This window comes from Halomonas shantousis (genome assembly GCF_054654615.1).
Map to the genome: position 1 here is coordinate 2,180,579 of NZ_BAAIER010000002.1, position 24,927 is coordinate 2,205,505.

The 24,927-nt window shown below is 60.9% G+C and carries 15 protein-coding genes; 6 read left to right on the forward strand and 9 right to left on the reverse strand.

Annotation, left to right across the window (positions count from 1 at the left end):
• Window positions 1-45 precede the first annotated feature (45 nt).
• On the forward strand, window positions 46-1,110 hold the full coding sequence (locus ACYQ12_RS10560) for an ABC transporter substrate-binding protein (protein WP_459871230.1): 1,065 nt from the start codon (window positions 46-48) through the stop codon (window positions 1,108-1,110).
• A 144-nt stretch (window positions 1,111-1,254) separates the two neighbouring features.
• Window positions 1,255-2,634 carry a 3'-5' exonuclease family protein gene (locus tag ACYQ12_RS10565; protein ID WP_459871233.1) on the forward strand — a complete coding sequence of 460 codons (1,380 nt, stop codon included), beginning with the start codon at window positions 1,255-1,257 and terminating at the stop codon, window positions 2,632-2,634.
• A gap of 26 nt (window positions 2,635-2,660) precedes the next feature.
• Here ACYQ12_RS10565 and ACYQ12_RS10570 read toward each other — a convergent pair whose 3' ends face one another.
• The 3 genes from ACYQ12_RS10570 to ACYQ12_RS10580 form a co-directional block, all read right to left on the reverse strand.
• Window positions 2,661-3,434, reverse strand: a complete 774-nt coding sequence (locus tag ACYQ12_RS10570) for an alpha/beta fold hydrolase (protein WP_459871235.1) — start codon at window positions 3,432-3,434, stop codon at window positions 2,661-2,663.
• Between the two features lie 63 nt (window positions 3,435-3,497).
• On the reverse strand, window positions 3,498-4,166 hold the full coding sequence (locus ACYQ12_RS10575) for a 7-cyano-7-deazaguanine/7-aminomethyl-7-deazaguanine transporter (protein WP_459871238.1): 669 nt from the start codon (window positions 4,164-4,166) through the stop codon (window positions 3,498-3,500).
• Between the two features lie 171 nt (window positions 4,167-4,337).
• Complete coding sequence (locus ACYQ12_RS10580; protein WP_459871241.1) at window positions 4,338-6,248, reverse strand: propionyl-CoA synthetase; 1,911 nt, start codon at window positions 6,246-6,248, stop codon at window positions 4,338-4,340.
• 473 nt (window positions 6,249-6,721) lie between these two features.
• Here ACYQ12_RS10580 and ACYQ12_RS10585 point away from each other — a divergent pair, with 473 nt between their 5' ends.
• Entirely contained in the window at window positions 6,722-7,048 is a 327-nt protein-coding gene (locus tag ACYQ12_RS10585; RefSeq protein ID WP_459871243.1) for an ArsR/SmtB family transcription factor, read from the forward strand.
• A 45-nt stretch (window positions 7,049-7,093) separates the two neighbouring features.
• Here the strand turns inward: ACYQ12_RS10585 and sohB are convergent, their stop codons facing one another.
• Window positions 7,094-8,140 (reverse strand): protease SohB, encoded by a 1,047-nt coding sequence (gene sohB / locus ACYQ12_RS10590; RefSeq protein ID WP_459871246.1) that lies wholly within the window; start codon window positions 8,138-8,140, stop codon window positions 7,094-7,096.
• A 186-nt stretch (window positions 8,141-8,326) separates the two neighbouring features.
• Here sohB and ACYQ12_RS10595 point away from each other — a divergent pair, with 186 nt between their 5' ends.
• On the forward strand, window positions 8,327-8,641 hold the full coding sequence (locus tag ACYQ12_RS10595; protein WP_459871249.1) for an SCP2 sterol-binding domain-containing protein: 315 nt from the start codon (window positions 8,327-8,329) through the stop codon (window positions 8,639-8,641).
• A gap of 32 nt (window positions 8,642-8,673) precedes the next feature.
• Here the strand turns inward: ACYQ12_RS10595 and nudC are convergent, their stop codons facing one another.
• The 4 genes from nudC to ACYQ12_RS10615 are packed head-to-tail and all read right to left on the reverse strand — an operon-like array spanning window position 8,674 to window position 11,486.
• On the reverse strand, window positions 8,674-9,447 hold the full coding sequence (gene nudC, locus ACYQ12_RS10600) for an NAD(+) diphosphatase (RefSeq protein WP_459874502.1): 774 nt from the start codon (window positions 9,445-9,447) through the stop codon (window positions 8,674-8,676).
• Window positions 9,448-9,449: 2 nt separating this feature from the next.
• Window positions 9,450-10,214 carry a DNA polymerase III subunit epsilon gene (dnaQ, locus tag ACYQ12_RS10605; protein WP_459871252.1) on the reverse strand — a complete coding sequence of 255 codons (765 nt, stop codon included), beginning with the start codon at window positions 10,212-10,214 and terminating at the stop codon, window positions 9,450-9,452.
• Window positions 10,214-10,696: a ribonuclease HI gene (gene rnhA / locus ACYQ12_RS10610; RefSeq protein ID WP_459871254.1), complete on the reverse strand. Its 483-nt coding sequence runs from the start codon at window positions 10,694-10,696 to the stop codon at window positions 10,214-10,216. Before rnhA ends, dnaQ begins: the two co-directional genes overlap by 1 nt.
• Complete coding sequence (locus tag ACYQ12_RS10615; RefSeq protein ID WP_459871256.1) at window positions 10,689-11,486, reverse strand: class I SAM-dependent methyltransferase; 798 nt, start codon at window positions 11,484-11,486, stop codon at window positions 10,689-10,691. The genes rnhA and ACYQ12_RS10615 overlap by 8 nt, the downstream gene beginning before the upstream one ends.
• A 128-nt stretch (window positions 11,487-11,614) precedes the next feature.
• On the opposite strand from ACYQ12_RS10615, the gene gloB reads away from it, so the two are divergent.
• Entirely contained in the window at window positions 11,615-12,382 is a 768-nt protein-coding gene (gene gloB / locus ACYQ12_RS10620; protein WP_459871259.1) for a hydroxyacylglutathione hydrolase, read from the forward strand.
• 47 nt (window positions 12,383-12,429) lie between these two features.
• Window positions 12,430-13,743: a LysM peptidoglycan-binding domain-containing protein gene (locus ACYQ12_RS10625; RefSeq protein ID WP_459871262.1), complete on the forward strand. Its 1,314-nt coding sequence runs from the start codon at window positions 12,430-12,432 to the stop codon at window positions 13,741-13,743.
• Between the two features lie 126 nt (window positions 13,744-13,869).
• Here ACYQ12_RS10625 and ACYQ12_RS10630 read toward each other — a convergent pair whose 3' ends face one another.
• Window positions 13,870-24,279 (reverse strand): malectin domain-containing carbohydrate-binding protein, encoded by a 10,410-nt coding sequence (locus ACYQ12_RS10630; RefSeq protein WP_459871265.1) that lies wholly within the window; start codon window positions 24,277-24,279, stop codon window positions 13,870-13,872.
• Window positions 24,280-24,927: the final 648 nt, after the last annotated feature.

The window sequence follows — 24,927 nt, forward strand, 5'->3', positions numbered from 1 at the left end:
TGTCGGTATCGTGCATCAGGGGATGAGCTCCGTGGAGATGATGAGATGAATATGCCGTTACGCCACCTGATGACAGGCTTGATATGGCTGGGGCTGGCAACGTCGCTCTCGGTACATGCCGACACGACGGCCCAGAGCCAGTCGCTTTCCGGCGCCGCACTTGAGGCGACTCAGCAGGCGACAGGCAGTGCGGCGGAGCCCGAGCCGCTTATCCCGCCACCGCTGCGTCCGCTGAAGGTCATGCTCGACTGGTACCTCAATCCGGTACACGGTCCGCTGGTCATCGCCCGGGAGAAAGGATTCTTCGAGCGACAGGGGCTGGATGTGGAGTTGATTTCCCCCGCCGATCCCAGCGTGCCTCCCAAGCTGGTCGCCGCCAACCGGGTCGATATCGCCATCAGCTACCAGCCCCAGTTGCACCTCCAGGTGGACCAGGGCTTGCCCGTGGTTCGCATCGGTACCTTGGTGGCAACGCCGCTCAACATCGTCGTGGTCCGCCAGGACAGTGGCATCGATTCGATGGCCCAGTTAAAAGGCAAGAAGGTGGGTTATTCGGTCGGCGGGGTCGAGGAAGTCCTGCTGGCTGCCATGCTCGAACACAATGGCCTGAGCCTCGACGATGTCGAAATGGTCAATGTGAATTTCTCGCTGACGCCGGCGTTGATCAGCAAGCAGGTGGATGCCGTCACCGGGGCATTCCGCAACTATGAGCTTGCCCAGATGGCCCAGGAAGGTGTGCCGGGACGTGCCTTTTTCATCGAGGAAGAGGGCATTCCCATCTATGACGAACTGATCTTCGTTGCCAATCGCGATACGCTCAATGTCAATCGCGATGCCTATTCGCGCTTCCTTCAGGCCGTCGAGGATGCGACTTCCTGGATCATCAATCATCCCGAGGAAGGCTGGGATATCTTCAAGCAGTCGGATTCCGCCCTCGATACGCCGCTCAACGAGAAGGCCTGGTTCGCCACCCTGCCGCGCCTGGCGCTACGGCCGGCGGCTCTCGATGCGCGTCGTTATCAGGCGTTTGAATCTTTTCTGCTCGAACGCGGTCAGATTCGCGTACAAAGCCCGGTATCGCGGCTGGCCGTGGATCTGCACGCTCCTTGAGATCGTTTCGCTTCGTCCATCACGCCAGTCGTCCTGGTCAGCCACTGCTCTGCAGTGGCTGATGGCTTTCGGCCTTCGATGCCAGAATGCCATCCTTCCCCGAGATCCGAGCTTATTACTCTCCCATACGGTGAAACGGAGCGCATGATCGACGATCCCCTGATATTTCTCGACCTGGAAACCACCGGTACCCGCACCACGCGTGACCGTATCACTGAAATCGCAGCACTCAAGGTCCTCGACGGCGAGGTGGTGTCACGCTACGTCACTCTGGTCGATCCCGGGATCTCGATTCCCGAGCCGATTCGCAACATCACCGGTATTACCGACGCCATGGTCAACGGACAGCCGACATTCGAAGCCCTGGCCAATGATTTCTTTGCCTGGCTCGGCACGGGCCGCTTGGTGGCGCACAACGCCCGCTTCGATTACGGTTTCCTGCGCAACGAATTCAAGCGTGCGGGACTGCACTACCAGGCCAAGGCCATCTGCACACTGAAACTGTCACGCCGTCTGGCCCCACAGGAGCCCCATCACAACCTCGATGCGCTGCTGGCCCGTCACGCTCTCGTCAACGCCTCGCGCCATCGGGCCCTGGGCGATGCCGAGGCACTACTGAACCTGTGGCAGCGCTGGCATGTCGAGCACGATTCGGACCTTATCGAGCGTGCCGTTGCCGAACAGCTGCGTCGGGAGAGCTGGCCCGCGCATCTGGACCCGGGTGCCTTGAATGACCTGCCCCAGCGTCCCGGAGTCTATCTCTTCTACGGCCATAACCGGACACTGCTGTACGTCGGCAAGAGCGTCAACCTACGCTCACGCGTGCTCAGCCATTTCAGCAGCGATCATCGAGACGACCGGGAGATGCGCATCAAGACCCAGTTGCAGAGCCTCGAATGGCAGGAGACGGCTGGAGATCTGGGCGCCCAACTGCTCGAGGCCCGCCTGGTCAAGCGACTGATGCCGATACATAACCGTCAGTTGCGCCGGCGCGGCCGGCTGGTCAGCTGGCGATGGCGTGAAGGCGAGACGATGCCGGAACTGCTCGAGGATACTCGGTCAGACAGCTTGCAGCATGTTCTCTACGGCCTGTTTCGCAACCGGCGTGACGCCCAGAAGGCCCTTCAGGGCATCGCCGAGAGAGAAGGGTTATGTCCCAGGGTCCTGGGGCTCGAGAAGGGCAGCGGGCGTTGCTTCTCGCATCAGCTGGGACGCTGCCGGGGCGCCTGCTGCGGAGGGGAGTCGCTCGAGACACATACGAAACGGGCATGTGCGGCCCTCGAAGGGTTGAAAGTCCGGCACTGGCCCTGGCCAGGACGCGTGGCCTTTCGCGAAGAGGGGCCGGAGGGCGTCGTGGCGTATCATCTCGTCGATCACTGGTACTACCGAGGCAGTGCAGCGCGTCTCGACGAGCTCGATACGCTGCCCGCAGCCGATGCCGCTTTCGATGTGGACACTTACAAGATCCTGAGCCGTTTCCTCACCGCTCAGCGTGACGACATTACGCCCATCGCGCTCGATTGAATCGTCCTCCGGCCGGTCCCCGGAACTTAGCGTTCGGACAGAAAGGCTTCGACCGCCGCCTGGAAAGCCTCGGGCTGCTCGGCATGCAACCAGTGTCCAGCCTCCAGGGTTTCGATCCTGGCCTCGGGCAACACTTCACGGACGCGGGGAAGCAGTGCGTCGGTCACGTAATCGGAGCGCGACCCTCGCAGTACCAGTGCCGGCCCTTCATAAGCCCCCTGCCCACCCGGCTCGGAGACGATCGAGGCATAGTCCGCCTCTATCTCCGCGAGCCCGACACGCCAGACCATGACACCCTCATCGTCACGCACCAGATTGGTCGCCAGAAACAGGCGCGTCGCCGGTGTTTCGATGCTTTCAGCCATAAGCGCATCTGCCGCCTTGCGGTTTTCGGGGCGGGCCTCGGCGACACGATGCATCGCCTCGAAGATCGCCTCGTGTCCATGACGATAGGCGACGGGTGCGATATCGGCCACGATCAGACTGGCAACACGCTGCGGAGCCTGGCGGGCCAGCGTCATCGCGACCTTTCCTCCCATCGAATGACCCAGCAGGTCGCAATTCTCGATCGCCAGGTGGTCCAGCAGCGCGGTGACATCCTCAGCCATCTGCTCGTATCGCATGCCCGGGGCATGCGGAGAGCGGCCATGATTGCGCAGATCCACGGCGATGACGCGACGCTTCTGCTGCCACTGCTTGACATGCGAGCGCCAGTTGTCGGCACTGCCGAACAGGCCGTGAAGGACGACCAGCGGCCGGGAATCGCCACTGGTATCGACATGATGCAGTTCGAGACTCATAAGTCCTCCTGAAACTGAAGGACCTTATGCTAGCAGATTGCCCGATCAGACACTGCGTCCCGATCAGACACTGCGTGTAGTGCCGCGCTCGGTCGTGAACGCCACGAGACGGCGTGACAGCCAGCCCAGCAGCAGGCCATACAGGGGCAGGAAGAACAACAGACTGATACTGAGCTTGATGGCGTAATCGACCCAGGCGATTTCCACCCAATGCTCGCTCATGAAAGCGCTGGGCCCATGCCAGAAGGCGATCGAGAAGAAGGCGAAGGTATCCGCCAGGTTGCCGAAGACGGTCGACACGGCCGGTGCGACCCACCAGGCACGCAGGCGGCGCATCCTGTCGAAGACGTGTATGTCGAGCAATTGGCCCAGCACATAAGCCATGAAACTGGCCAGTGCAATACGTCCGACAAACAGGTTCCAGGTGAAGAGCGCCTCGAACCCCTGGAAGCGCCCCTCCTGAAACAGGACCGATACGGCATAGGACACCACCAAGGCAGGCAGCATGACCCGGGCGATGATGGCTCGCGCCGGTTGCTTGCCGAACAGACGGACTGTCAGGTCGGTGGCCAGGAAAATGAACGGAAAGCTGAACGCTCCCCAGGTGGTATGCAGGCCGAACAGTGTGAACGGCAACTGGACGAGGTAGTTGCTGGCGGTAATGACGGCGATATGAAAACCGACCAGAATCGCCAAGGCGAGGCGAAACTGTCGCGAATCGAGCATGAGCATTGAGGTGCCTTTTTGCGTCGCTGGGTAGCCGAGGGGTGAGGGAACCCTCGTTGAATTGGCGTCTGATCGCGGGGATCAAACAAAGGGCGCGGAGTATAGCACGCTCAAGAGCACCTCAGGCAAACCGACCGAGTCCCGTTGCGCCGACAAGAGGCGGGACCCCTCGAGGCGCTATAAGCGCCGCGCTTCGTGTGACGTGCCGACCTCGCGCTCGATCATGGCTTCATGCACGTCCTGGATACTGACCGGATCATCGATGGTGGATGGAACGCCGTACTCCTTGCCGTCGGCAATGGTACGCAGCAGCTTGCGCAGGATCTTGCCCGAGCGCGTCTTGGGCAACCGATTGACCACCAGCACCTGGCGAAAACAGGCGACGGGACCAATCTGGCGGCGCATCTCGGCCACCAGTTCCTCCTCGAGGCGTGCCTCGTCACCATCGAAGCCATCCTTGGGAATCACCAGCCCGATGGGAATCTGTCCCTTCAGGGCGTCATGAATTCCGATCACGGCACACTCCGCCACTGCGGGGTGCGTGCCCAGAATCTCCTCCATCTCGCCGGTTGACAGACGATGTCCGGCGACATTGATGACGTCATCGGTACGCCCCATGATGAACAGATAACCGTCCTCATCGAAGTATCCCCCATCACCGGTCAGGTAAGCGCCGGGAAAAGCCGCCATGTAGGCGCGATGAAAACGCTGCGGATCGCGCCAGATACCGCTCAGGCAACCCGGTGGCATCGGCTCGCGGATCACCACGCTACCCTGCTCTCCCGGGCGCGCCGGTTGCCCGTCGCCCTCGAGCACCTGCACATTGAAACCGGGCACCGGAAAGGATGCCGAGCCGGCCTTGACCGGACGGGGATCGAGCCCCTGAAGATTGGCGGCGATGGGCCAGCCGGTCTCCGTCTGCCACCAGTGATCGACAACCGGTACGTCGAGTAGGTCCTCGAGCCAGTGAAAGGTCGGCGGATCCAGACGCTCGCCCGCCAGGAACAGGGTCCGCAGACAGGAGATGTCGTGCTCCTGCAGGCGTTGCCCTTCGGGATCCTCCTTCTTGACGGCCCGAAAGGCGGTCGGCGCGGTGAAAAAGGCACGTGCACGATACTCTGCGATAACACGCCAGAACGCCCCCGCATCGGGGGTACGTACCGGCTTGCCCTCATAGACGACCGTGGTGCATCCGCGAATCAGCGGGGCATAGACGATATAGGAGTGGCCCACCACCCAACCGACATCCGACGCCGAGAAGAACACCTCTCCCGGCGCCATGCCGTAGACGTTCTCCATGGAGTAATGCAGCGCGACAGCATGCCCGCCGTTGTCCCGTACCACCCCCTTGGGCTTGCCGGTCGTGCCGGAGGTATAAAGGATATAGAGCGGGTCGGTCGCCCTGACCGGCACACAGTCGGCCGGTTCGGCATCGGCGATCAGCGATGTCCAGTCATGTTCCGTCGGCCCCAGCTCCGCCCTCAGTTGTGGACGCTGGAAGATCACGCAGGCGTCGGGCCGATGGCGGCTCTGCTTCAGTGCCTCGTCCAGGTAGGGCTTGTAGGGCACGGTTCTGTCCACCTCCACGCCGCAGGAGGCAGCCAGCACCACCTTGGGTTCGGCATCGTCGATACGTACCGCCAGCTCATGGGGTGCGAAACCGCCAAACACTACCGAGTGCACCGCGCCGAGACGGGCGCAAGCGAGCATTGCCATCAACGCCTCGGGCACCATGGGCATATAGATGATAACCCGATCCCCCCGCGCCACACCGAGCTTCGCCAGCCCTCCCGCAAGCCGTGCCACCTCGTCGCGCATCTCCCGATACGTCAGGGTGCGTTTTGAACCGGTAACAGGCGAATCCCAGAAAACCGCCGGCTGCTCGCCTCGTCCCTGCTGTACATGATGATCAAGAGCGACGTGGCAGGTATTCAGCATACCGTCTTCATACCACCGGGCATGGTCCTGATCGTCGTAGGTCAGGATACGCGTCGGCGCCTCGAACCAAGGAATCCGTTTGGCCTGTTCGCGCCAGAAGGCCTCCGGCTCATCAATGGAGCGCTGGTATTCGATGTCGTACGTGCTCATGGAAACACCCCGTTCTCGTTTGGGGGCTGGCCTGGCGGGCTTGCGGCAGCCGCTTGCGGAAGTCATGACGGTGCGAAGCACATCGTGATTGCTGACACTTTAGAGGATTCCCGGGGCATTACCTTCATACCATTGGCTAGCCCGAGGGGGGATATGCCACATGCCTGATTCTACGGAAATCGGCACTTGGCGAAATTCGCAACCCCCTTATCGATGATTCACCGTTAAATAGATGTTTGGACAGGGATGGCGAAGTTATTGAAGATTCGCTAAATCAGAAAGATAACAGTGCGGCATTGCACCGCACGAAAGCGAAGCGGCCTCTCTGCGCTTACAAGACACACGACACCGACACTTAGCTATATGGCACACACGGCAGGCAGGACGAGAAGCCCCTCATTGTCATCGAGGGTTTCAGAAAGAATCTGCGACACCGGCTCGTCCCGCTGCCGCGACGCATCAGGAGAAACATCATGAGCTCCCACCAGTCATCAGCCACCTCATTGCACGAAGCCGGAGAGCACTCGCTTCATCGAGCCACTTCCCTGCTCAAGGCCATGGCCAACGAAAATCGGCTGCGCATTCTCTGCCTGCTCGACGGTAACGAACTCTCGGTCACTGAACTGAATGGCAAGCTGAACCTCAGCCAATCAGCGCTTTCGCAACATCTGGCCATTCTGAGACGCGAAGGATTAGTGACCACCCGACGCGCCTCGCAGATCATCTACTATTCGCTGAGCGGCGAGGAGACCCGAACCGTGGTAGGGGCGTTGGAGACACTTTACGCAACCCAACATTGAAGTTGAATGTTCTGGATCGACCAAGGTTCACGGGGCCGTTCCGGATCAGCGTCTTTGCCAGGGGGCGCTTTCCAGACGCTCGAAGAGTCGCTCCAGCATCCGCTCCATGCCCAGCGACAATCCAATTCCCACCCGTTGCGTGATCGGCTTGCGCTGCTCCAGTGAAACCATCAGGACCCGAGCGGTTTCCATTCGGGAAACCAGATAGGCCTCACTGGTTCCCAGCGAGTCGATCAGCCCCTTGTCCAGCGCCTGACGCCCGTACCAGATTTCGCCGCTGGCCACCTCATCGATAGGCAGGCCAGGGCGTCGCTCGGCAACATAGTGCTTGAAGAGATCGTGGGTGCTCTGCAGATCCTCGATGAACTTGGCGCGCCCCTCTTCGGTATTCTCGCCCAGCACCGTCAGTGTCCGCTTGTGGCGCCCGGCCGTGAGCAGTTCCACATCGATGTCATGCTTCTTGAGCAGGCGATGGACGTTGGGCACCTGCGCGACGACGCCAATCGAGCCAATGACGGCGAACGGTGCGGCGATCAGCTGATGAGCGCAACATGCCATCATGTAGCCACCACTGGCGGCGACCTTATCGACGCACACGGTCAATCGGGCCCCGGCTTCGCGCAGCCGATCCAGTTGCGCGGCGGCCAGACCGTAGCTATGGACCAGTCCGCCTCCGGAGGTGAGCCGCAGCACTACCTCGTCGCCAGCGCGAAATTCTCCGAGCAACAGGGAAATTTCCGTGGATAACGCCGGAGTCGCCGAGGCTTTCAGATCCCCCTCGAAATCCAGTACCCAGACACGGGAGGAAACATCGTCCTCCTGCGAATGCTTTTTCTTCTTGCGCCGCGCCTTCTCCACCTTGCGCATGGCCTTGTCGGCCTGCGCCCGCCCTGCCGGTGCCATGCCCGCCAGATGCAACTGCTCACGCCGCTGGCGAAACCGCTCGTTGAGATCGACGATCTTCAGGCGTGCATCGTCTCCCTTCCCGCCACCTCTGGCTCGCAATATCAACACCACGACGGCAACCAACGCCACCACCAGGGTGGCGACCTTGGCGAGAAACCCCGCATAGTCGGAAAGCCACTCGATCACATCGACTCCTTGTAGACTCATCAAAAGCAACAATACGAAAAGAAATTTCCACCTTTACTCAAAGCGCTATCTGGAGGGCCGGCGCGATACTCAGCCAACTCGACAGCCAGCCTCTTGTATCAAACAATCGTTTTAAATATTCTCGTGTTGTAGTTTCCATCTTGTACCGACAACAGGAACATTCCCATGGCCGATGCACAAGCCGTCGTCGAAAAGCTTCAGAAACGCTTCGATCCCAACGCCGCCAAAGGTATGGACGAGGTCTTTCAGTTCAACCTGAGCGACGCGGAAAACTATTATCTGCATGTCAACGATGGCGCTCTGGACGTGCAGCAGGGCGAGCACGACGACCCATCGGTGACGCTGAGCATGGACAGCGACACGCTCAAAGGGATCATGGATGGCGAGATCGACGGCATGCAGGCCTTCATGAGCGGCAAGCTCAAGGCCACGGGCAACATCATGCTGGCAACCAAGCTGACCAGCCTGTTCCCCAACTGACAGCACCGACCCGCTGAGCCGCAAAAGCTGGCTCAGCGGGTTGCCACCGCCCGGATGTGAGTCTCGATCAGTTCACGGGATATCGAATAGGGCGGGGGCAATCCCGGCAGGCGGGTCGGCGTGAACCAGGCCGCATCGGCAATCTCCACCCCATCGATACGGATGCGGCGGCTCGCCGCTTCGGCGAAGAACCCCAGCATAAGGGAATGCGGGAATGGCCAGGACTGGCTCTTGAAGAAACTGACTCGCCCGACCTGCACCCCCACCTCCTCGGTCACTTCGCGCCGCACGGCCTCTTCGGCCGTCTCCCCGGGCTCGATGAACCCCGCCAGTGTCGAATAGCGCCCCGCCGGGAAACGCGGGCTGCGTGCCAGCAACAGCTCCTTGCCGTACGTCACCAGGGTGATGATACAGGGTGAAATCCGCGGATAATTGCGATTCCCGCAATTGTCGCAGTGCATCGCGAACTCATGCGCTATCCGACGCATGACCGCTCCGCAGCGGCCACAGAAGCGATGATCGCGAGCCCAGGACAACACTTGCAATGCCGTAGCCAGCAGACTGAACTGCTGCTCCGGCAGGTGTCCCAGCCAATCCCTTGGCGCCGGCCAATCCGGCTCTCCCGGCTCCTCGACCACCGCCACCGCCTCTCCCTGCCAGTGCCCCAGCGCGAAGGCCTCTTCCGGCCAGGCATCGCACCAGGTCAGAAAACTGCCGTCGTGCGCTGGCGCAATGCCCTGGGCTCCCACACGGATCAAATACCCCCTGCGGGGCGCGGCATGACCGGGCAATTCACGCAGAAACATGGTCACGTCGTCTCCTGCGTTGCGGGCTGCCCTGACGTCTCGAGCACATCCCATTGGCAACTGCCCGCCGCCTGGCGGATCCTGTCCAGCTTGGCGCGATGCGCCTGCATCTCGGCATCCGTCGGCACTGTCACGGCCAGGCGCAACCCTTCGCGAGCGATGCGCCGAATGCCGCTGGCGCTTCTCTGATCACCGCCCCGGCTCTCATCGTTGCCCCCCAGCAGCAGCGCTGTCTGCCCGCCCGTCATCGCCAGATAGACATCGGCGAGGATCTCGGCGTCGAGCAGTGCCCCGTGCAGCACGCGGTGGCCATTGTCGATGGCGTAACGCTTGCACAGCGCATCGAGATTGTTGCGCTGCCCCGGATGCTTGTCCCGTGCCAGTTTCAGCGTATCGAGAATGCCACAATGCGCGCTGACCGGGCCCAGCGCGGGAGAGCCGCGCGAAGCATTGAGCATGCCGAACTCATGATCGATGAACCCGACATCGAACGCGGCATTGTGAATCACCAGCTCGGCGCCCTGGATAAACTCCCAGAAGGCATCGGCCACGTCAGCGAACACGGGCTCGTTGGCAACCCGTTCGTCGGTGATGCCGTGCACCTCGATCGCCTCGGGATCGATGGCGCGCTGCGGGTTGATGTACTGATGATAAGTGTTGCCGGTCAGACGGCGATTGATCATCTCCACGGCCCCGATCTCGACCAGGCGATGCCCTTCCTTCGGGTCGATCCCGGTCGTCTCGGTATCCAGCACGATCTGGCGCATCAGAGATCTCCTTGCGTGTTCAGGGTCACGGCAGCCTGCATTTCGTCGATGGCCTCGTTGGCCAACGCATCGGCCCGTTCGTTGCCGGGGTGGCCGCTATGCCCCTTGACCCAATGCCACTCGATAGTGTGACGGGCCGTTTCGCCAAGCAACTCCTGCCATAGTTCGGCATTCTTGACCGGTTGCCGGGAGGCGGTCTTCCAGCCGCGCTTCTGCCAGCTGTGGATCCACTCGGTGATCCCCTTGCGAAGATACTGGGAATCGGTCCAGAGCTCGACATGGCAGGGCTGGTTCAGTTCGCGAAGCGACATGATGGAGGCCATCAGTTCCATGCGGTTGTTGGTGGTCACCGCCTCGGCCCCTTTCAGCACCTTTTCGTGCCGTCCGGCCCTGAGCACCGCGCCCCAGCCACCGGGCCCGGGATTGCCGCGACATGCACCGTCGGTAAAGATGATCACGTGGGGTTGGGGTCTGTCAGTCAACCTCGGGTATCCTGTATTCGTGGATAGCACTATGTTCATGCTGGGACCGCGAAGGCCGTGGCCGCTCGCAGTTATGCAGAGGCGAAGCTCCTAGCCAGGAACCGGCCATCAATGGGCGGGGGGCAAACTCCGGACGAATCGGCTGCATTCGGATCGTCTTGCGCCGGGCGACGATCAGGTAGGTGCCGCCCAAGGGAAGATTGTAGCGTCGTCCCAGGGTTTCCAGCCGCAGGTTGCGCACGACCCGCCCGGGAAAGCGAAAACCGCAGTAGTCTACCCGTTCGATCTCGAAATCGACAAACGCCAGCCAGTCCCGCAGGCGATTGCTGCTTCGCCAATGTCCACGCCATGGCCACTGACGCCGACGCGCAGGCCATATTCGGGACAATCCTTCGGTTCCGAAGGGATGCCAGCCCAGAATGACGAGCCGTCCATTGTCCTGAAGCACACGCGTCGCTTCACGCATGACATGATGAGCCTCGGGCACGATTTCGAGCAGATGATGGATCACCACCAGATCCAGGCTATCATCGGGCAGAGGCAGGCTATCCGGCATGCAGACCAGACTCGAAGACGTCTCGGCCAATTCACGCGTCGGTGCCCAATCCAGTGGATGACGGATGGGACACATGTCCGTGAGCCGCGGCGCCATACCCAACTGCAGGCTGTGCTGGCCAAACAGCGACTCGCACACGGGCCCCAGGCAAGCGCGTTCCGCCTGCCATAAGGCCTGGCCGGCAGCCGAAGCCCAGAACCGTCGGCCTTCGAGCACGGCCTGCGCCAAGGTCATGGGGTCACATGAATTTGACACTGGGGAGCGTTCCCTCCATCGTTGACGCATTTTTGCGGCATGTCTCCTGTTACGCTGTAAAGTTGGCATTATCGGAGACCAGACTGCACCGTCGAGGAAACCTGATCATGTTGACCGTGATACCCATTCCCGCATTTCAAGACAACTATATCTGGCTACTCCGCCAGGACACCACGCCCCAAGTTACCGTGGTGGACCCGGGAGATGCCCAGCCCGTCATCGACTATCTGGAACGGGAAGGCCTCGAACTGGGCGCCATTCTGATCACGCATCACCATAAAGACCATACTGGGGGTATCGGGGCGCTCGTCAAGCGCTACGGTCCGAGAGTCATCGGACCCGATAACCCTGCCATTGCGGGTGTCACCGAGCATGTCGCCGACGGCGACGAATGTCAGGTACTGGGGCGGCGCTTCGAAGTCCATGCCGTCCCCGGCCATACATTGGACCATCTCGCGTTCTTCACGCCCGGCACGCCGCCGCTGCTGTTCTGTGGAGACACGCTCTTCTCGGGCGGGTGCGGGCGGCTTTTCGAGGGTACACCGGAACAGATGCATGCTGCACTGTCTCGCCTGGCCCGTCTGCCCTCGGATACGCTGGTGTTCGCCGGTCATGAATATACGCAGGCCAACCTGGCGTTTGCCGCCGCTGCCGACCCCGACAATGCCGCACGTGACGCTTATCGTCGCGAATGCGACAAGGCACGTGCGCTGGAGCGCCCGACCTTGCCCAGCACCATTGGCCGTGAGCGCCAGATCAATCCCTTCCTGCGCGTTTCCGAGCCTGGAGTGAAGGCAGCGGCGGCGACACAAGGCAGCACCGAGGATGACCTGGCCACGTTCACCACCTTGCGTCACTGGAAAGACATTTTCTAATCCGCCATGTCCCATCTCGCCCCGATTCTCCGGAAGGACTTCGTTTCATGATCGAGCGATCGACTCGCCGCCAGGCCACCGGCCTGGCGGGCGGTTTGCTGTTGGCCCTGTTCTCCCTGCATTGTGCAGCCGGATCCGGTCTGTCTGACACTTCACGGTCGTTCAATACTTTCTGGACAGCGCTGGACACTCAGTCCGCCTCCTACCCGGACGTCTGGACCCGCCTGAAAAGCGGCTTCACCCTACCCCACGATGTTCAGCATCCACGCGTACGGAAATGGCTCGACTGGTACCGGACATACCCTCACCATGTCGAAGAGATCGCCGAACAGGCCCGCCCCTGGTTACGCTGGATCACCCGCCAGCTCGAGGCCCGCGGCATGCCGACCGAGCTCGCCCTGGTGCCGTTCATCGAGAGCGCCTACGATCCTCTGGCCAGCCACCCCGGAGGTGCGGCCGGTCTCTGGCAGTTCATGCCGGGCACCGGCGACGCATTCGGCCTGTCGCGTACCTGGTGGTACGATGGCCGCCATGATGTCGTGGCCGCCACCCAGGCGGCACTCGACTACCTGCAGCAGCAGGCGGACCAATGGTACGAGGGCGATCTCGAACTCTCTCTGGCAGCCTACAATGCCGGGGCAGGCACGGTGAACAATGCTCGTCGGGTCGCCGCCAGCCAGGGTCAGCCGATAGACTACTGGCATCTCGATCTTCCCAACGAAACCATGGACTACGTGCCGAAATTGCTTGCGCTGGCGGCGGTCATCGCCGATCCCGAGCATTACGGCGTCAGTCTGCCCGATATTCCCGATACGCCCGTTTTCGCTCGGGTCGAGACGGGAGGCCAGATCGATCTGGCACTGGCGGCCGAACTTGCTGATGTCGATTTGGAGACATTGCGCGAGCTCAATCCGGGCTTTCGTCGCTGGGCGACCCGGCCGCAGAACGATCCGCCACTGCTGATTCCTGCAGACCGCCAGCAAGCTTTCGAGACCAGTCTCGCCAAGCTTCCCGATGAACAGCGGATGACCTGGGATCGCTATGTCGTGAAGGCGGGCGATACCCTGTCAGGCATTGCGGCAAGCCACGCGACCCCTATCCATTTGCTGCGTCAGCAGAACCATCTGCGCAGCGACATGTTGCGTATCGGTCAGGCATTGCTGATTCCCGTTCAGGAGACTCGATTGGCAAGCACGGGTGAGGCTGATGCGGCCATGACGGTTCAGGTTCGGGCCGGCGACAGTCTCTCGGGAATCGCCGCACGTCATCATGTACGGGTTGAGGACATCGCCCGCTGGAACAAGCTCGATGTTCGCAAGTACCTGCGCCCGGGTCAGCAATTGACTCTCTACGTGAAGTAGCTCGGTGCACGCCGGCCTCCGGTCTCGCATACGAAAACTGCCTCATCAGGCATCTGATGAGGCAGCGTGTCGAGGCCAGCCTGTTCCGATCAGTCATCCCGATCAATTCACCGGCTCGGCTGCCAGCTAGATGACGCCCTCCATGGTGCTCAGGTTAATTCCCACGATGTCGGCGCTCTCTGCCATCCCGGTGACATCAGCGCCTGCGGGGCTCGTCCACTCGATCTCGATTTCCGCCGGATTGCCGGTTTCAGCCGCCTGAAAATAGTAACCACTTTCCTGCGAGGTGAGCCGGAAACCAATCGTATCGCCTTCATCCAGCTCGGCCTGGTCGACGAGTTGCTGAACCAGCTCTGTCACATCGATCTCGAAGCTGTCGCCGTTCAAGGCCGGTGTCGCCGTCATCGATGCCAGGTAACTCCGCCCGATGATGGTCCCCATCTCCGCATAGGAATCCGCTGTATCCGTCGACTCGATCTGGACGGTGATATCGCCGGTCACGAAGTTCGACAGGGGCCGCGGATCGGGACTGAAGATCAGCTTGGCGCTGGAAACGCTGGCCTCTGCGGCGACGGTGTCGGAGAGCGTGAATACCACGCCGGTGGTGTTGGTCTGCGCGCCCCCACTTGAGGTAACCTCCAGATCATTACTGGTGACCTGAATACCCGATCCCGGCTTCTGTTCGGCATCGAATGCGCCGCTGACCACGACCCCAGTCGCAACACCGCTCTGGCCAGCACCGCCACTCCCCTCACCGTCATCCCCTTCCCCGTTGCCGGCGTCATCATCGGCAACCTTGATCGCCAATGACGGTGCCGTGCGATTTCCCCCCGCGGCCTCGACGTAGCGGGTTCCACCGGCTCCCTCAACCTTGACGGTAATGACGTCGCCTGCCGTCAGGCCATTCTCGTCGATGAGAACGTTGAGCTGATCCGCCAGGTCGACACCGACCGTGATCGTTTCTCCGTCCTGCCAGGTGCCGGATGTCTGCCACGTCTCCTGATCGGCCAGGTACGTACGGCTCGTCACGGAACCGAAATTCGCTCCGTTGAGCGTATTCTCGACCGAGAAGGTCAGCGTGGTATTCCCTGAGTGCGTCCTGTCGGAAACCCAGTCGATGATGGCGCTATCGATCGTCGCCTCACTGCCCAGGGCAACGTTATCGGGCACGGTGAATTGCATGCCTACCACGTAAGAGCCGATCTCGAGATCGGGACTCGTCACACTCGACCCCTGCTCGATATCGTCACTGGCGTTCTGCACCGTGGCGACGAAGGTTGCCTCCCCGCCGTTTCCATCATCGTCTTCCGGCGCCACTATCAGATCGAACGAGGCTGTTGCGAAGGCGCCGTCCTCATCGGTGACGCGCACCTGCAGCGGGTAGGTTCCGACGCCTGCAGCGGGAGTACCCGAGAAGGCTCTGGCCTGCTCGTCGAAAGCCACTCCGGCAGGCAGGTTCAGCGCCTCGTAGTCCAGCGTATCGCCATCGAGATCGGCGAACACGTTATCGGGAATCACGAAGACGAACTCGGTGCCGGCCTCGATGGTTCGATCCGCGATGGGGTTGTCCACGAAGGGGGCGGTATCGCCATTCGCCACCAGATAGATCGGTTGCGAGACCGGGCCCAGCGCCAGCCCTTCGGAGGTAGTGGGGTTATCGATGACCGCCGCCACAAAGCCCAGCGGGAGCGTGTCGTCTCCATCGAAACCGGCAGTGCCGTTGAGAAATTCATCGTAGGTGAATTCTCCGGAAATGTCGGCACTACCCTCGGCGCCGAGCTGCACATCGACGATCTGGAACTCCGCCGCGTTGTTAGCCGGGAAATCCTTATCAGCCAGGCGCTCCTCGACGGTATCGGCAAGACCGTTCTGGTTATTGGCTACCGGCTGATGCCCCTTGGTCATTACCACCCTGACCCATTCGCCCGCCGGGCCGCTGACGATGACAGACGGGACCGCCCCGCCATAGGCACCCAGGCCGCCGGAAGACACCCCATTGACGGACAGCTCCGCCGTCAGGTCCGGCGACGCCTCGGTGACCTGCACCTGCGCGCCCGCCTGACTGCCGTCGCTCATCAGCTGACCGCGGGCCGTGCTGCCGTCGGTGAATTTGATGTAGACGTTGGAGCCGATGAGCTCTGCGCCGGAAACGCCCCCGACATCCCAGGCCGGAACCGAGCCGGTATCGACGCCCGCGGACCCGTTCTTGTCGAAGCCGGCAATGGAGTTGGGATCCATGTCACCGCTGAAGCCGACCACTTCTCCATGGGTAAAGCCGCCATCGTTCGTCGCGGAAAACTTCACCAGGGCGCCCCGGAAGCCGCCGTTATCATTCGGATTGGCCGGGTCGGGATCGGTGCCCGGCAGGAAGTAATGCTCATAGCCGCTGGGCTGAATGGCGCCGGTGTTCCCGTCGCTGTTGATCGCCCACTCCTTGAATGCCGCATCTCCCCCCTTGCCATCGGGATCGAAGACGCTATCGCCGTAAAGGGCCGTGGTCACGTCGAAGAAGACGGCGGCGATCTTCTTGTCTCCGGTGTTCTGGACCTTGAACGAGTCGTTGCCGTAGTTCGACTCCTGAACATCGTTGTTGCCTGGCGTCACCGTCACGAGCGCCGAACCGACATCGCCTTGCCCATAAGTGTCGCCGAGGTCGAGATTGGCTGCGGCGAATATCTTCTCGACCTGCGTGGCAGGTACCGGCGGCGTGCCCGTATCGTCGTCGATTTCCGTTGCCGTGACCTCGAGATAGTCATAGGCAGCGGTGAAAGGGGTGGCCGTGCCGTGGGTATGGGTGACCCCGACGCCCACCGAGGCCGCCGGATCGACGATGGCCTGCTCAAGCGTGCCGGTCAGGTCAAGCCCGTTGATCGTGACACTGGCAGCGTTGGGTAACGCCTGCCCAGCGCTATCCAGCAAGGTGATCGTGGCATTGGCCGTCGCATTGCCGCTGCTGTCGACGACGACCTCCATGATCAGCTTCGCCTTGGCGAAGTCCGCAAAGCCATAGCCGCCCGGGAAATCGGCACCCAGCTTGGCCTCGACATTGCTGTCACGTGTCGAGAATTCGATATCCTGCCCCACGCTGCCGAAGACCAGCTTCACGAAATCATCGCTGTTGACGCTGACGGCAATGCCCAGTTGCGAGTAGCTGCCTGGCGTCGTGGTGAATGGATTATCGACCACCGTCTCCAGCACGAAGCCGCCCTCGCGCACGATGCCCAGGTGATAGTCGTTCTGCGGCGTGTTGGCGCTCCCGGTATCGCCGCTGGTCGTCGTCACCCTGAGCTGGCCATTCTCGACCGTACCCGCTCCGGTATCTTCCTCCACGAACGCCGGGTTCGAGCTGGCCATCACGCCTGTAAAGCCATTCTGGTACGGCGTTCCATCGACATTGAAATCCAGCCGCAACGTATCGCCATCGGCGAGAGGCTGGCCATCGTCAGCGTCGTAGGCAAAGACGTCGTCCCCGTTGGCGACGCCATCACCGTCTATATCGTTGTCATCCTGGTTGGCGATGCCATCCCCATCGATATCTTCTTCCGAGGCAGGATTGTCCGGCGCTTCCCCAGCATCTTGCTGTATGCGCAGATAGTCGTAGCTGGCAATGAAGCTCGGGCCGCTACCGAAAGAGGTCTGTGTCACACCCACTCCGAACGTTGCCCCCTCGGTGGTGACGGCCGTATTGAGCGGCCCCTCCGGCAGTTCGAGCGCCGGTAGCGCGGTCGACCCCAGGGCCTGGCCCGAGGCGTCGAGGAAGGTCATGCTGCCCGAGAAGGTCGCCACGTCGTTGGCCACGCTCGCCTCGAGCGCAATGACCACGTCGGCGATCTGAGAGAAGCTGACACCGCTGGGCAGGCCAAAGGTCTGCTTGGTCTGCGCTCCGCCATTCTCGTAGGAGTATTCGATCTGCTGGCCGCCGCCGGTATTGCCGAACGTGACTTTCAGGTACTCGTTCTGGCTGAGACTGATATTCATGCCGAGCTGCGAGTATTGCGCCGGCAATGTCGGGAAGGGATTGCCGAACTTCAGCGAGGCGCTGAAACCCTCTCCTCCGGACACGTTGGTGTAGTAGTTGTCGTTGGCATCGTTGCCGCCGCCGGCATCGCCGTCAGTCGTCTCGATGACCAGATTGCCGCCGGTAATCGTGGCCGTGCCGGTCTCTTCGGCATCGGTTCCCGAACCGTCGGTGAGGCCATCGAAGAGCGCAGCAAGGGTATCACCATCGTTGAATTCAAGATCGGTCGTGGAATCCACATCATCATCCTCGTTGACGCTGCCGATCGCCTTGGCGGACTCGGCATCGATGGTGAAGGCGGAGTCATCTACACCGGTCAGGGTGACCGTGACACTCTCCGGACCGTTGTCCTGATCGTCACTGGCCACCTCGACCGCCAGCGTTCCGATGCCGTCGTTGAAGCTTACCGTGCGGGTTTCGGCGCCGCCGTCGATGGTCAGGTTCAGGACCACGTCGCCACTGAACCCCTCCGAAGCGCTCAGGCCGAAGTTCAGCGTGGTCGTGCCGTCATCGCCGCTCTCGACAACGGCCGGGGCATCGGCGATGGAAATCGCGATCTGCGAATCGGGTGGGTCGACCAGGTCCGGCGAGGTCACGTTGAGATACTCCCAACTAGCCTTGAAGGAGCCGACAGGATTGTTGTAATCGGTCGAGGTCACCCCGACGGCCGTTTGCCCGCCGGGATCCGTCAGGTTGGCCAACACCGCCGCCGGCAGGGTTTCTGCGGCTGCCGTCGCGAAACCCTCGGTCGGTTCGGCACGCAGCCCGCCCAGAACGCTATCGTTGGTGCCGAAAAGCGTCACGATGGGCGTCACCGTCCCCGCCGCCTTGTCGATGGACAGGGTGAGTTCCACCGCAGCGATATCGGTCAGGCCTGTCGAGGCATCGCTCAGCAACTCCTCGAGGTCGAGAACCGTATTGATGCTGCCCTTCGACCAGATCTGTACGGCCGTGCCGCCGTTGCCACCGAAAACCAGCTTGACCAGTTCGTTGCTGTTCTGGCTGCCCAGGCCGAAAACGATGCCCTGCTGAGCCCAGTTGGGTACGGTCGCAGTATCCAGCCCTTGCGCCGCGAGCGCTTCGGGAAAGGGATTGTCGAAGCGTGACGAAATATTGATCTCGTTGAGGGATTCGCTGCCCAGTGCCACGTACTTGACGAAATCATTGGCACTGGGATTGGCCGCCTGGGAGAGGTCGCCGTTGGAGGTCCATACGACCAGCTCGCCATCTTCGATACTCGTCACGACGGAGTCATCCGAGACGCTGCCCAGCGTACCGTCGAAACCGCCCTCTTCGAGCGGCGATCCTGCGTTCTCGAAATCGAGCTCGAGAATGACACCATCGCTCGAGTAGTTGGCGTAGACCGAGCTGGCCGTCGCGCCGTTGCCGTTGGCGTCGTCATCGAGCACCGCATTGGCGGCGACCGAGGCGGTGAGGGTCCCGGTCTGCCAACCGCCGTCCGGTGCATCGAAGGCATAGGTGGCAACGCCACTGGCGCTATCGTAAGCCACCAGTGAGGGAGACACCGGCGCACCGCCGGCCGAGGACGAGACCGTCACGTCATTGGCATCGATCTGCGCCTGCGCAATATCGTCATCGTCGGTATATCGAACGGCGACGACCACTTGCCCATCGCTCGATTCCGGTGTGTCGATCGACAGAATGCTGGCGACCGGCATGCCTCCCTCAACGGCTCGATAGATGGCAATGGCGTTGAAGCCCGGCTGGCCGGTATCCGCACTGACGCCAATCACGATCTTGCCGTCGGTGACGACGACGTTTTTGGTCAGCACGACCGGCTTGTCGGCCCCGCCTGCCTGGGTGAAGGCATCGAAGTTCTCGGCGAGAACCTCGCCCTGGATCGTGTAGTCGCCTTGGCGCTTCCCCGCCTGGGACTGGTAAAGCTCGGCGAAATGCAGCTCGACGACATAGACGCCGTTGGGCACTTCATAGGTAGCGGTATACGAACCGGCGGAAGAGTCGCGATAGGTATGGTAGGCCGACCCGTCGAGATCGATCCCCCCGCTGTTGCTACCGGTGGTTCCGGCCTTGCCGTCGATATTGCTGCCGATCTTGGTGCCTGGGGAGTAGTAACTGGGATCGTCCGCTTCGAGATCGATGCCCAGAATCGGGTCGTCGACAATCGCGCCGCCATAGGTGTGCTTGTCGTCGCCCGCGAGGCTGTTATCGACAGCGTCGCTAGTCGGGCCGACATTGATGGCACGTTGCAGCGTGCCTTTTACCAGACTGTCCAGGTTCGTGACGATGAAGGCATCGGTTTCGTAGGCGGCAACCCCGAGTCCCGCCGTATCGGTATAGCTGCCGGCGGCAACGCCCACCTGGAAAGCCCCACTGCTCCAGGCATTACTGTCCGACGGCGGAGAAATCAGATACTGGATAGTGGCCGTCTTGCCATCGCTACCGAGCGTAATCGCGTCGCTGCCGGTGGCCAGCGAGACACTGCCCGGCTCATACCCGGTGAAGATCAGTTCATCGCCGGTGATGGACTGCGTATCGATGCCTGCATTGTCAGTCACCACGACCGTGGCCAGGATGGCGCTGTCGTTGTCGAGCGGCTGGTCGAGCGTGATCGAGACGACTTCCGGAGGTGTCGTATCCTCGGATGGCGCGTAGTTGCCCTCCACCTTCCATATCGCCAAGCCGCTGATCTTGGCCTGGTTGACCGAGGCATCGAAGCCGATGTCGAGAACACCGTCGGTGACGGTCACGGCATAGGTCTTGATCACTTCAGCGGCTGCGCTGCCGACATCGCCGATGATGTCGTAATCATCCTCCACCAGCGCATCTTCGACGCTGATGTCAAAGACGCGCGCGCCGGCTCCCTTGGCGTTTTCCACACCATGGAAGATCTCGGCGAAATACAGATCGATCAGGTAGTCACCGTTCTCGACCGGAATCGAATAGCCCCACTCCCCGGTGTCCACTGCCGAGCGCTCGGACTGATGCAGTGCATCGGGCACGCTGCCATCGACGTCGACTGCGTTGACGTAACTCTTGGAGGTGACCCCGCTGACCCAGCCATTGACCTCGGCGTTGGTCATGTCGGAGAGAAAATCGATCTGCTGGTCACGCACGGTGACGCCATTGATATCGGGTCCGCCCGAGCTGATGGCGGCGACCGGGGTCAACGCAGGTGTCGTGGTTATACGCGTCCCGTTGGCGGTGGACGTAAAGTGGAATACGGATGCACCGGTACCGGGATCGAAGTCGGCGAAATCCTCACCGCTGAACGTGATGGCCGTCTCGCCATTGATGGTGATGATCGCCGACCCGGCCTGATAGGTCACGTCGCTGGCATCGAACGAAGCGCCCTGGACCACGACTTCATCGTCGGGCGAAAAATCGGTAATTTCCGTGCCGTCGAGATTTCCCAGCGTTCCCTGGAAACTGTCGGCTCCGCCGCCTCCGGTGAATGTGTTGTCGCCGCTCCCGGCAATCATCACGTTGGCGCCGCTGTTGCCCGTGGCGTGGAAATCTGCCGCGGAGCCGGAGCCATCGAAGTTCTCGACGCTGCCGTCGAGCGGTGCCAGCTGGGTATCGGTACCCGTATAGAGAATGGTATCCACACCACCGGAGCCAGCAGCGCCGACACCTTCTGCGCTGCTGGCCGCGATCTCGTTACCGAACCCGTGAATATGCAGATTATTGAAGTTGACCGGCGCCAGCGGGGCCCCTTCACTGGTTTCGGCAAGGAAGCCGAAAGCCGCTCCCGAGGATAGCTGGGTATCGCTATCGCCGATGGTGTGCGCGCCGGTCAGGACGTCCTGCAACACTCCTTCAGGCAGAGAGAAGCCCTTCAACGGCAGAGCGGTGAATTCGTCTTGGCCATTGAGACGATAACCCGCATGGAGGGTGAAGCCGTTCGCCATGTCGATTTCGAGGCGTAAATCGACCTCGGTAGTGCTGCCATTGGCCAGCGCCGGCAAAGCCACCTGCGCCAAGGTCTGATAATGGCTGTCGCCAATTTCGTAACCGACCTCGAAACCCGGTTGGCCGTTTACTTCGCCAAACACCAGGCGTACGAAATTGGCCTGCGTGCCGTCACCGAACATGATACCGGTCAGTTGGCCGTCCTCTACGCCGCCCGCGGTGGGAATCCAGTTCTGCACCTGCGTGGTTGCGACCAGACGTTGTACATCGTCGCTGGGATTGACGCCCACATGCATGGCGTCACGGGCGCCATTGCCCGAGCCGACCACGCTGCCGGGAACCACGTTCTTGATCTGAAAGATCGGCGCGTTGGCGCCAGGAATGATATTGCCGCCGTTATCGAAAAGCCCCGGGATGCCCTGATCGGGATTGGCGTCCTGGTTGGGTGTCGAACCATCCAGGGCGGCGCCCATCAGGCCGGTGTCGGCGAGCGTTCCGGGATAAGGCGCCTCGGTCGGCTGAAAATCCAGGATGATCGCCTTGTCAGGCGTGAGTTCGAGCCCGTTGGTGGCGCTGTACTCGAAGGGGTCGTGGATATTGTCCACGCCATCGAGATCGTGATCCGACGGATCATTGGCTTCCGAGCCTGCCAGCGGCACGGCGCCATTGTTCGGCTGCAGGATCTCGATCTTGGTACCGCTGCCGCTGTAAACCGAGGCCCAGACCGAACCACGAAAGGCCGCCTGGTTGTCCCAGGCGGACAGATCGTCGCCGATCGAAGCCAGACCCAGGGGACTGCCGGTCAACTCCAGTGTGATCCGGTCGGCCGCTTTCGTCGCGCCGGCGCCGCTGACGGTCTGCATGACACCGCTAGCGTCACGGCCCATCACGATCAGATCCCCGCCATTGTACTGCGATGCCAGAATCGCGCCCGACATCTTGACGCCGCCTGAATCGAATACGGTCGAAGTGTACTCGGTCAGGCCGTTGATCGACCCGAGACCGGAATCGAGCGCCCCATCGGTATACCCCCCCTCCAGGTAATTGCCTTCGATGGGATTGAGCGTCGCGACCACCTCGTCGAAATCTGCGGGTACGCCGGCCTCGCCCAGCACGTTCGAGCCTTGGATACTCGAAGGATTCCCCGGGTTCTCGCTAACCGGGTAGGCATTTCCATTCTCGGTAATGTAGTAGAGCTTGCCCGGGACGACGCTGATGACGCGGCTCGTCAGTGCACCCGCCCCAACCCCGCCAGGCGGGTTCTCGACGCTGGCGAACCAGTCGATGACCGCACCGTAATGCGCCTCGGAGACCAGCAGAAAAGCATCGTCGACACCGTTCTTGGGAGTAAACAGCAGTCCGGCCTCGCCCCCGCTGGCACGTGTCGGATTGGGATGCCCACCGTAAACCAGAGTCAGCGGCTCATCGAAATCCGGGTGTGTCATGGTGTAGGTTGCGGCACCGCCCTGTCCTGCGGAGAGAATCCGCCCGGCGAGATCATCGGAGCGCGTAATCTCATGAAACTGATCGTAGTTCTTGGGGTTCCAGCCGCCTTCGAGGTTGATGGTATCGCTGCTGTTGCCGTCGCCATTGTTCAGGTTCGTGGCGATATAATCGGCATCCTGCGCATAATCGACTTTACTACCGTTATCCCCCGCTTCACCGATGGGCCGGCCACCCCAGCTGTTGTTGGCCCCGTTGTCATAGGTCCAGACACGCCCGTCTTCGGTCACTTCCACGTCATAGGCGTTGCGGTACCCGGGCGAATAGATCTGCACCGGGCCGTCGGGATCGATCTTGCCAGCATTGAATCCGTCATTGCCGCCGAAAGGATCGTTGTTGTCCCCCACTCCGGCACGCGAGGGGTCATCGAGCGTCGGCACGTCGTAAATGTAGTCACGACCATTATCCGACTTGATCGCCATCGTCTTGAGCTGATCGAGATCGATGTCGAGAATCGCGCCGCTGTAGGCGGTCTCCTGCTGGCCCGAGAAGTTATTCGAGGGCGCTCCGGCGTTGGCGTTGCCACCGTTTGCCACAATGATCCGCTCGCTTAGCAACTGACCGTTCCCATCGAGCTCCTGAATCACCTCGAGCCCATTGAGGGCATGGTTTTCCTCGGAGCGGGCCAGCCCGCGGACGAGATCCACCGCCTTCCACCCGCTCTCCGTCTGGGTCAGGCGGGTGATGATTCCCGAATTCGTATCCAACCCGGTATCTTCACCGCCATTGCCCGCACCGATGCGGCTATCGCTCGACGTGACATAGACATTGACCGCCGGCTTTCCGTTGATGAGGACCGGCGCCCCGTTCTCATCGAACTGCGGGGTCACGTCGATCCCGGTAACCTCGCGGCTGCTCGAACCACTGCTCGAGCCATCGTCATCATGATTGGGAATGCTTTTTATCAGCGAAATGGTTTCGGCTTCGGTGACGTAGAAACCGGCGGTGTTGTCACCGTCACCGGGATTCGGATCGCCAAATGCTACCGTCAACACTTTCACGTCCCCAGTGACTTCAGTGACGTAAAGGCGGCCATCCTCCCCCCAATCAAGTGCCGTCGGCATGTAAAGGGATATCTTGCCGTTAAGGTCCAGGCTGCTTTTGGAGAAGTTATTGGTAACCATGATATATCCCGGTGAGCTTATATAGGCTTGAAGATATTTATCTTTCGAGGCACATAAAACTCACCACATCACCCGTATGAGCTTTACTACCTCTATATCTTGAATCGGCAGGAGAAGAGAGACGCCTTTGGTTTCCTGGCCCTCTTTTGGCTTCACTTACCATAGCCAAACGCCGCCCAACAAACCAACGCATAAAGGCATGCTTTTTTAAACCAAAGAAAAACTACTGGCGCCATGCTTTTTTATGTTCGAGTGCCAAGTCAAACGCTCCTCATCATCTAGACCATGAAAAACAACGTTTCTTCAGGATAAAACGAAAGACGCCCCCACCCCTCCAAGCTTTATTTACTAATACCATTACAACCACAACCCACGTAAAAACGAGACTTGATATAAACATCCATACTTATTAATTCAGTGCCAAGCGAAACAAACCGCAACAATTATCGATAGATTGTTTCCTCAGTCTTGTAACCCGGCATCAAGCAATTAAGACCCATCGAGATTAAGTCTTATAGAAAGCCATCATAAGAGCGGGCTTACACGGCCATACTCAATCTGCAACCCCGACATTCGGAAGGACAGCGGCCAAGGCTATCCCCATAAAGAGGGTTCCTATATTCTGGGGATGCGCCATGGAATTAACCT

Bases quoted from the DNA above. Each gene is read 5' to 3' on its own strand.
- ACYQ12_RS10560 (WP_459871230.1), top strand. From the start codon at position 46: ATGAATATGCCGTTACGCCACCTGATGACAGGCTTGATATGGCTGGGG.
- ACYQ12_RS10565 (WP_459871233.1), top strand. From the start codon at position 1,255: ATGATCGACGATCCCCTGATATTTCTCGACCTGGAAACCACCGGTACC.
- ACYQ12_RS10570 (WP_459871235.1), bottom strand. From the start codon at position 3,434: ATGAGTCTCGAACTGCATCATGTCGATACCAGTGGCGATTCCCGGCCG.
- ACYQ12_RS10575 (WP_459871238.1), bottom strand. From the start codon at position 4,166: ATGCTCATGCTCGATTCGCGACAGTTTCGCCTCGCCTTGGCGATTCTG.
- ACYQ12_RS10580 (WP_459871241.1), bottom strand. From the start codon at position 6,248: ATGAGCACGTACGACATCGAATACCAGCGCTCCATTGATGAGCCGGAG.
- ACYQ12_RS10585 (WP_459871243.1), top strand. From the start codon at position 6,722: ATGAGCTCCCACCAGTCATCAGCCACCTCATTGCACGAAGCCGGAGAG.
- ACYQ12_RS10595 (WP_459871249.1), top strand. From the start codon at position 8,327: ATGGCCGATGCACAAGCCGTCGTCGAAAAGCTTCAGAAACGCTTCGAT.
- nudC (WP_459874502.1), bottom strand. From the start codon at position 9,447: ATGTTTCTGCGTGAATTGCCCGGTCATGCCGCGCCCCGCAGGGGGTAT.
- dnaQ (WP_459871252.1), bottom strand. From the start codon at position 10,214: ATGCGCCAGATCGTGCTGGATACCGAGACGACCGGGATCGACCCGAAG.
- ACYQ12_RS10615 (WP_459871256.1), bottom strand. From the start codon at position 11,486: ATGACCTTGGCGCAGGCCGTGCTCGAAGGCCGACGGTTCTGGGCTTCG.
- gloB (WP_459871259.1), top strand. From the start codon at position 11,615: ATGTTGACCGTGATACCCATTCCCGCATTTCAAGACAACTATATCTGG.
- ACYQ12_RS10625 (WP_459871262.1), top strand. From the start codon at position 12,430: ATGATCGAGCGATCGACTCGCCGCCAGGCCACCGGCCTGGCGGGCGGT.
- ACYQ12_RS10630 (WP_459871265.1), bottom strand. From the start codon at position 24,279: ATGGTTACCAATAACTTCTCCAAAAGCAGCCTGGACCTTAACGGCAAG.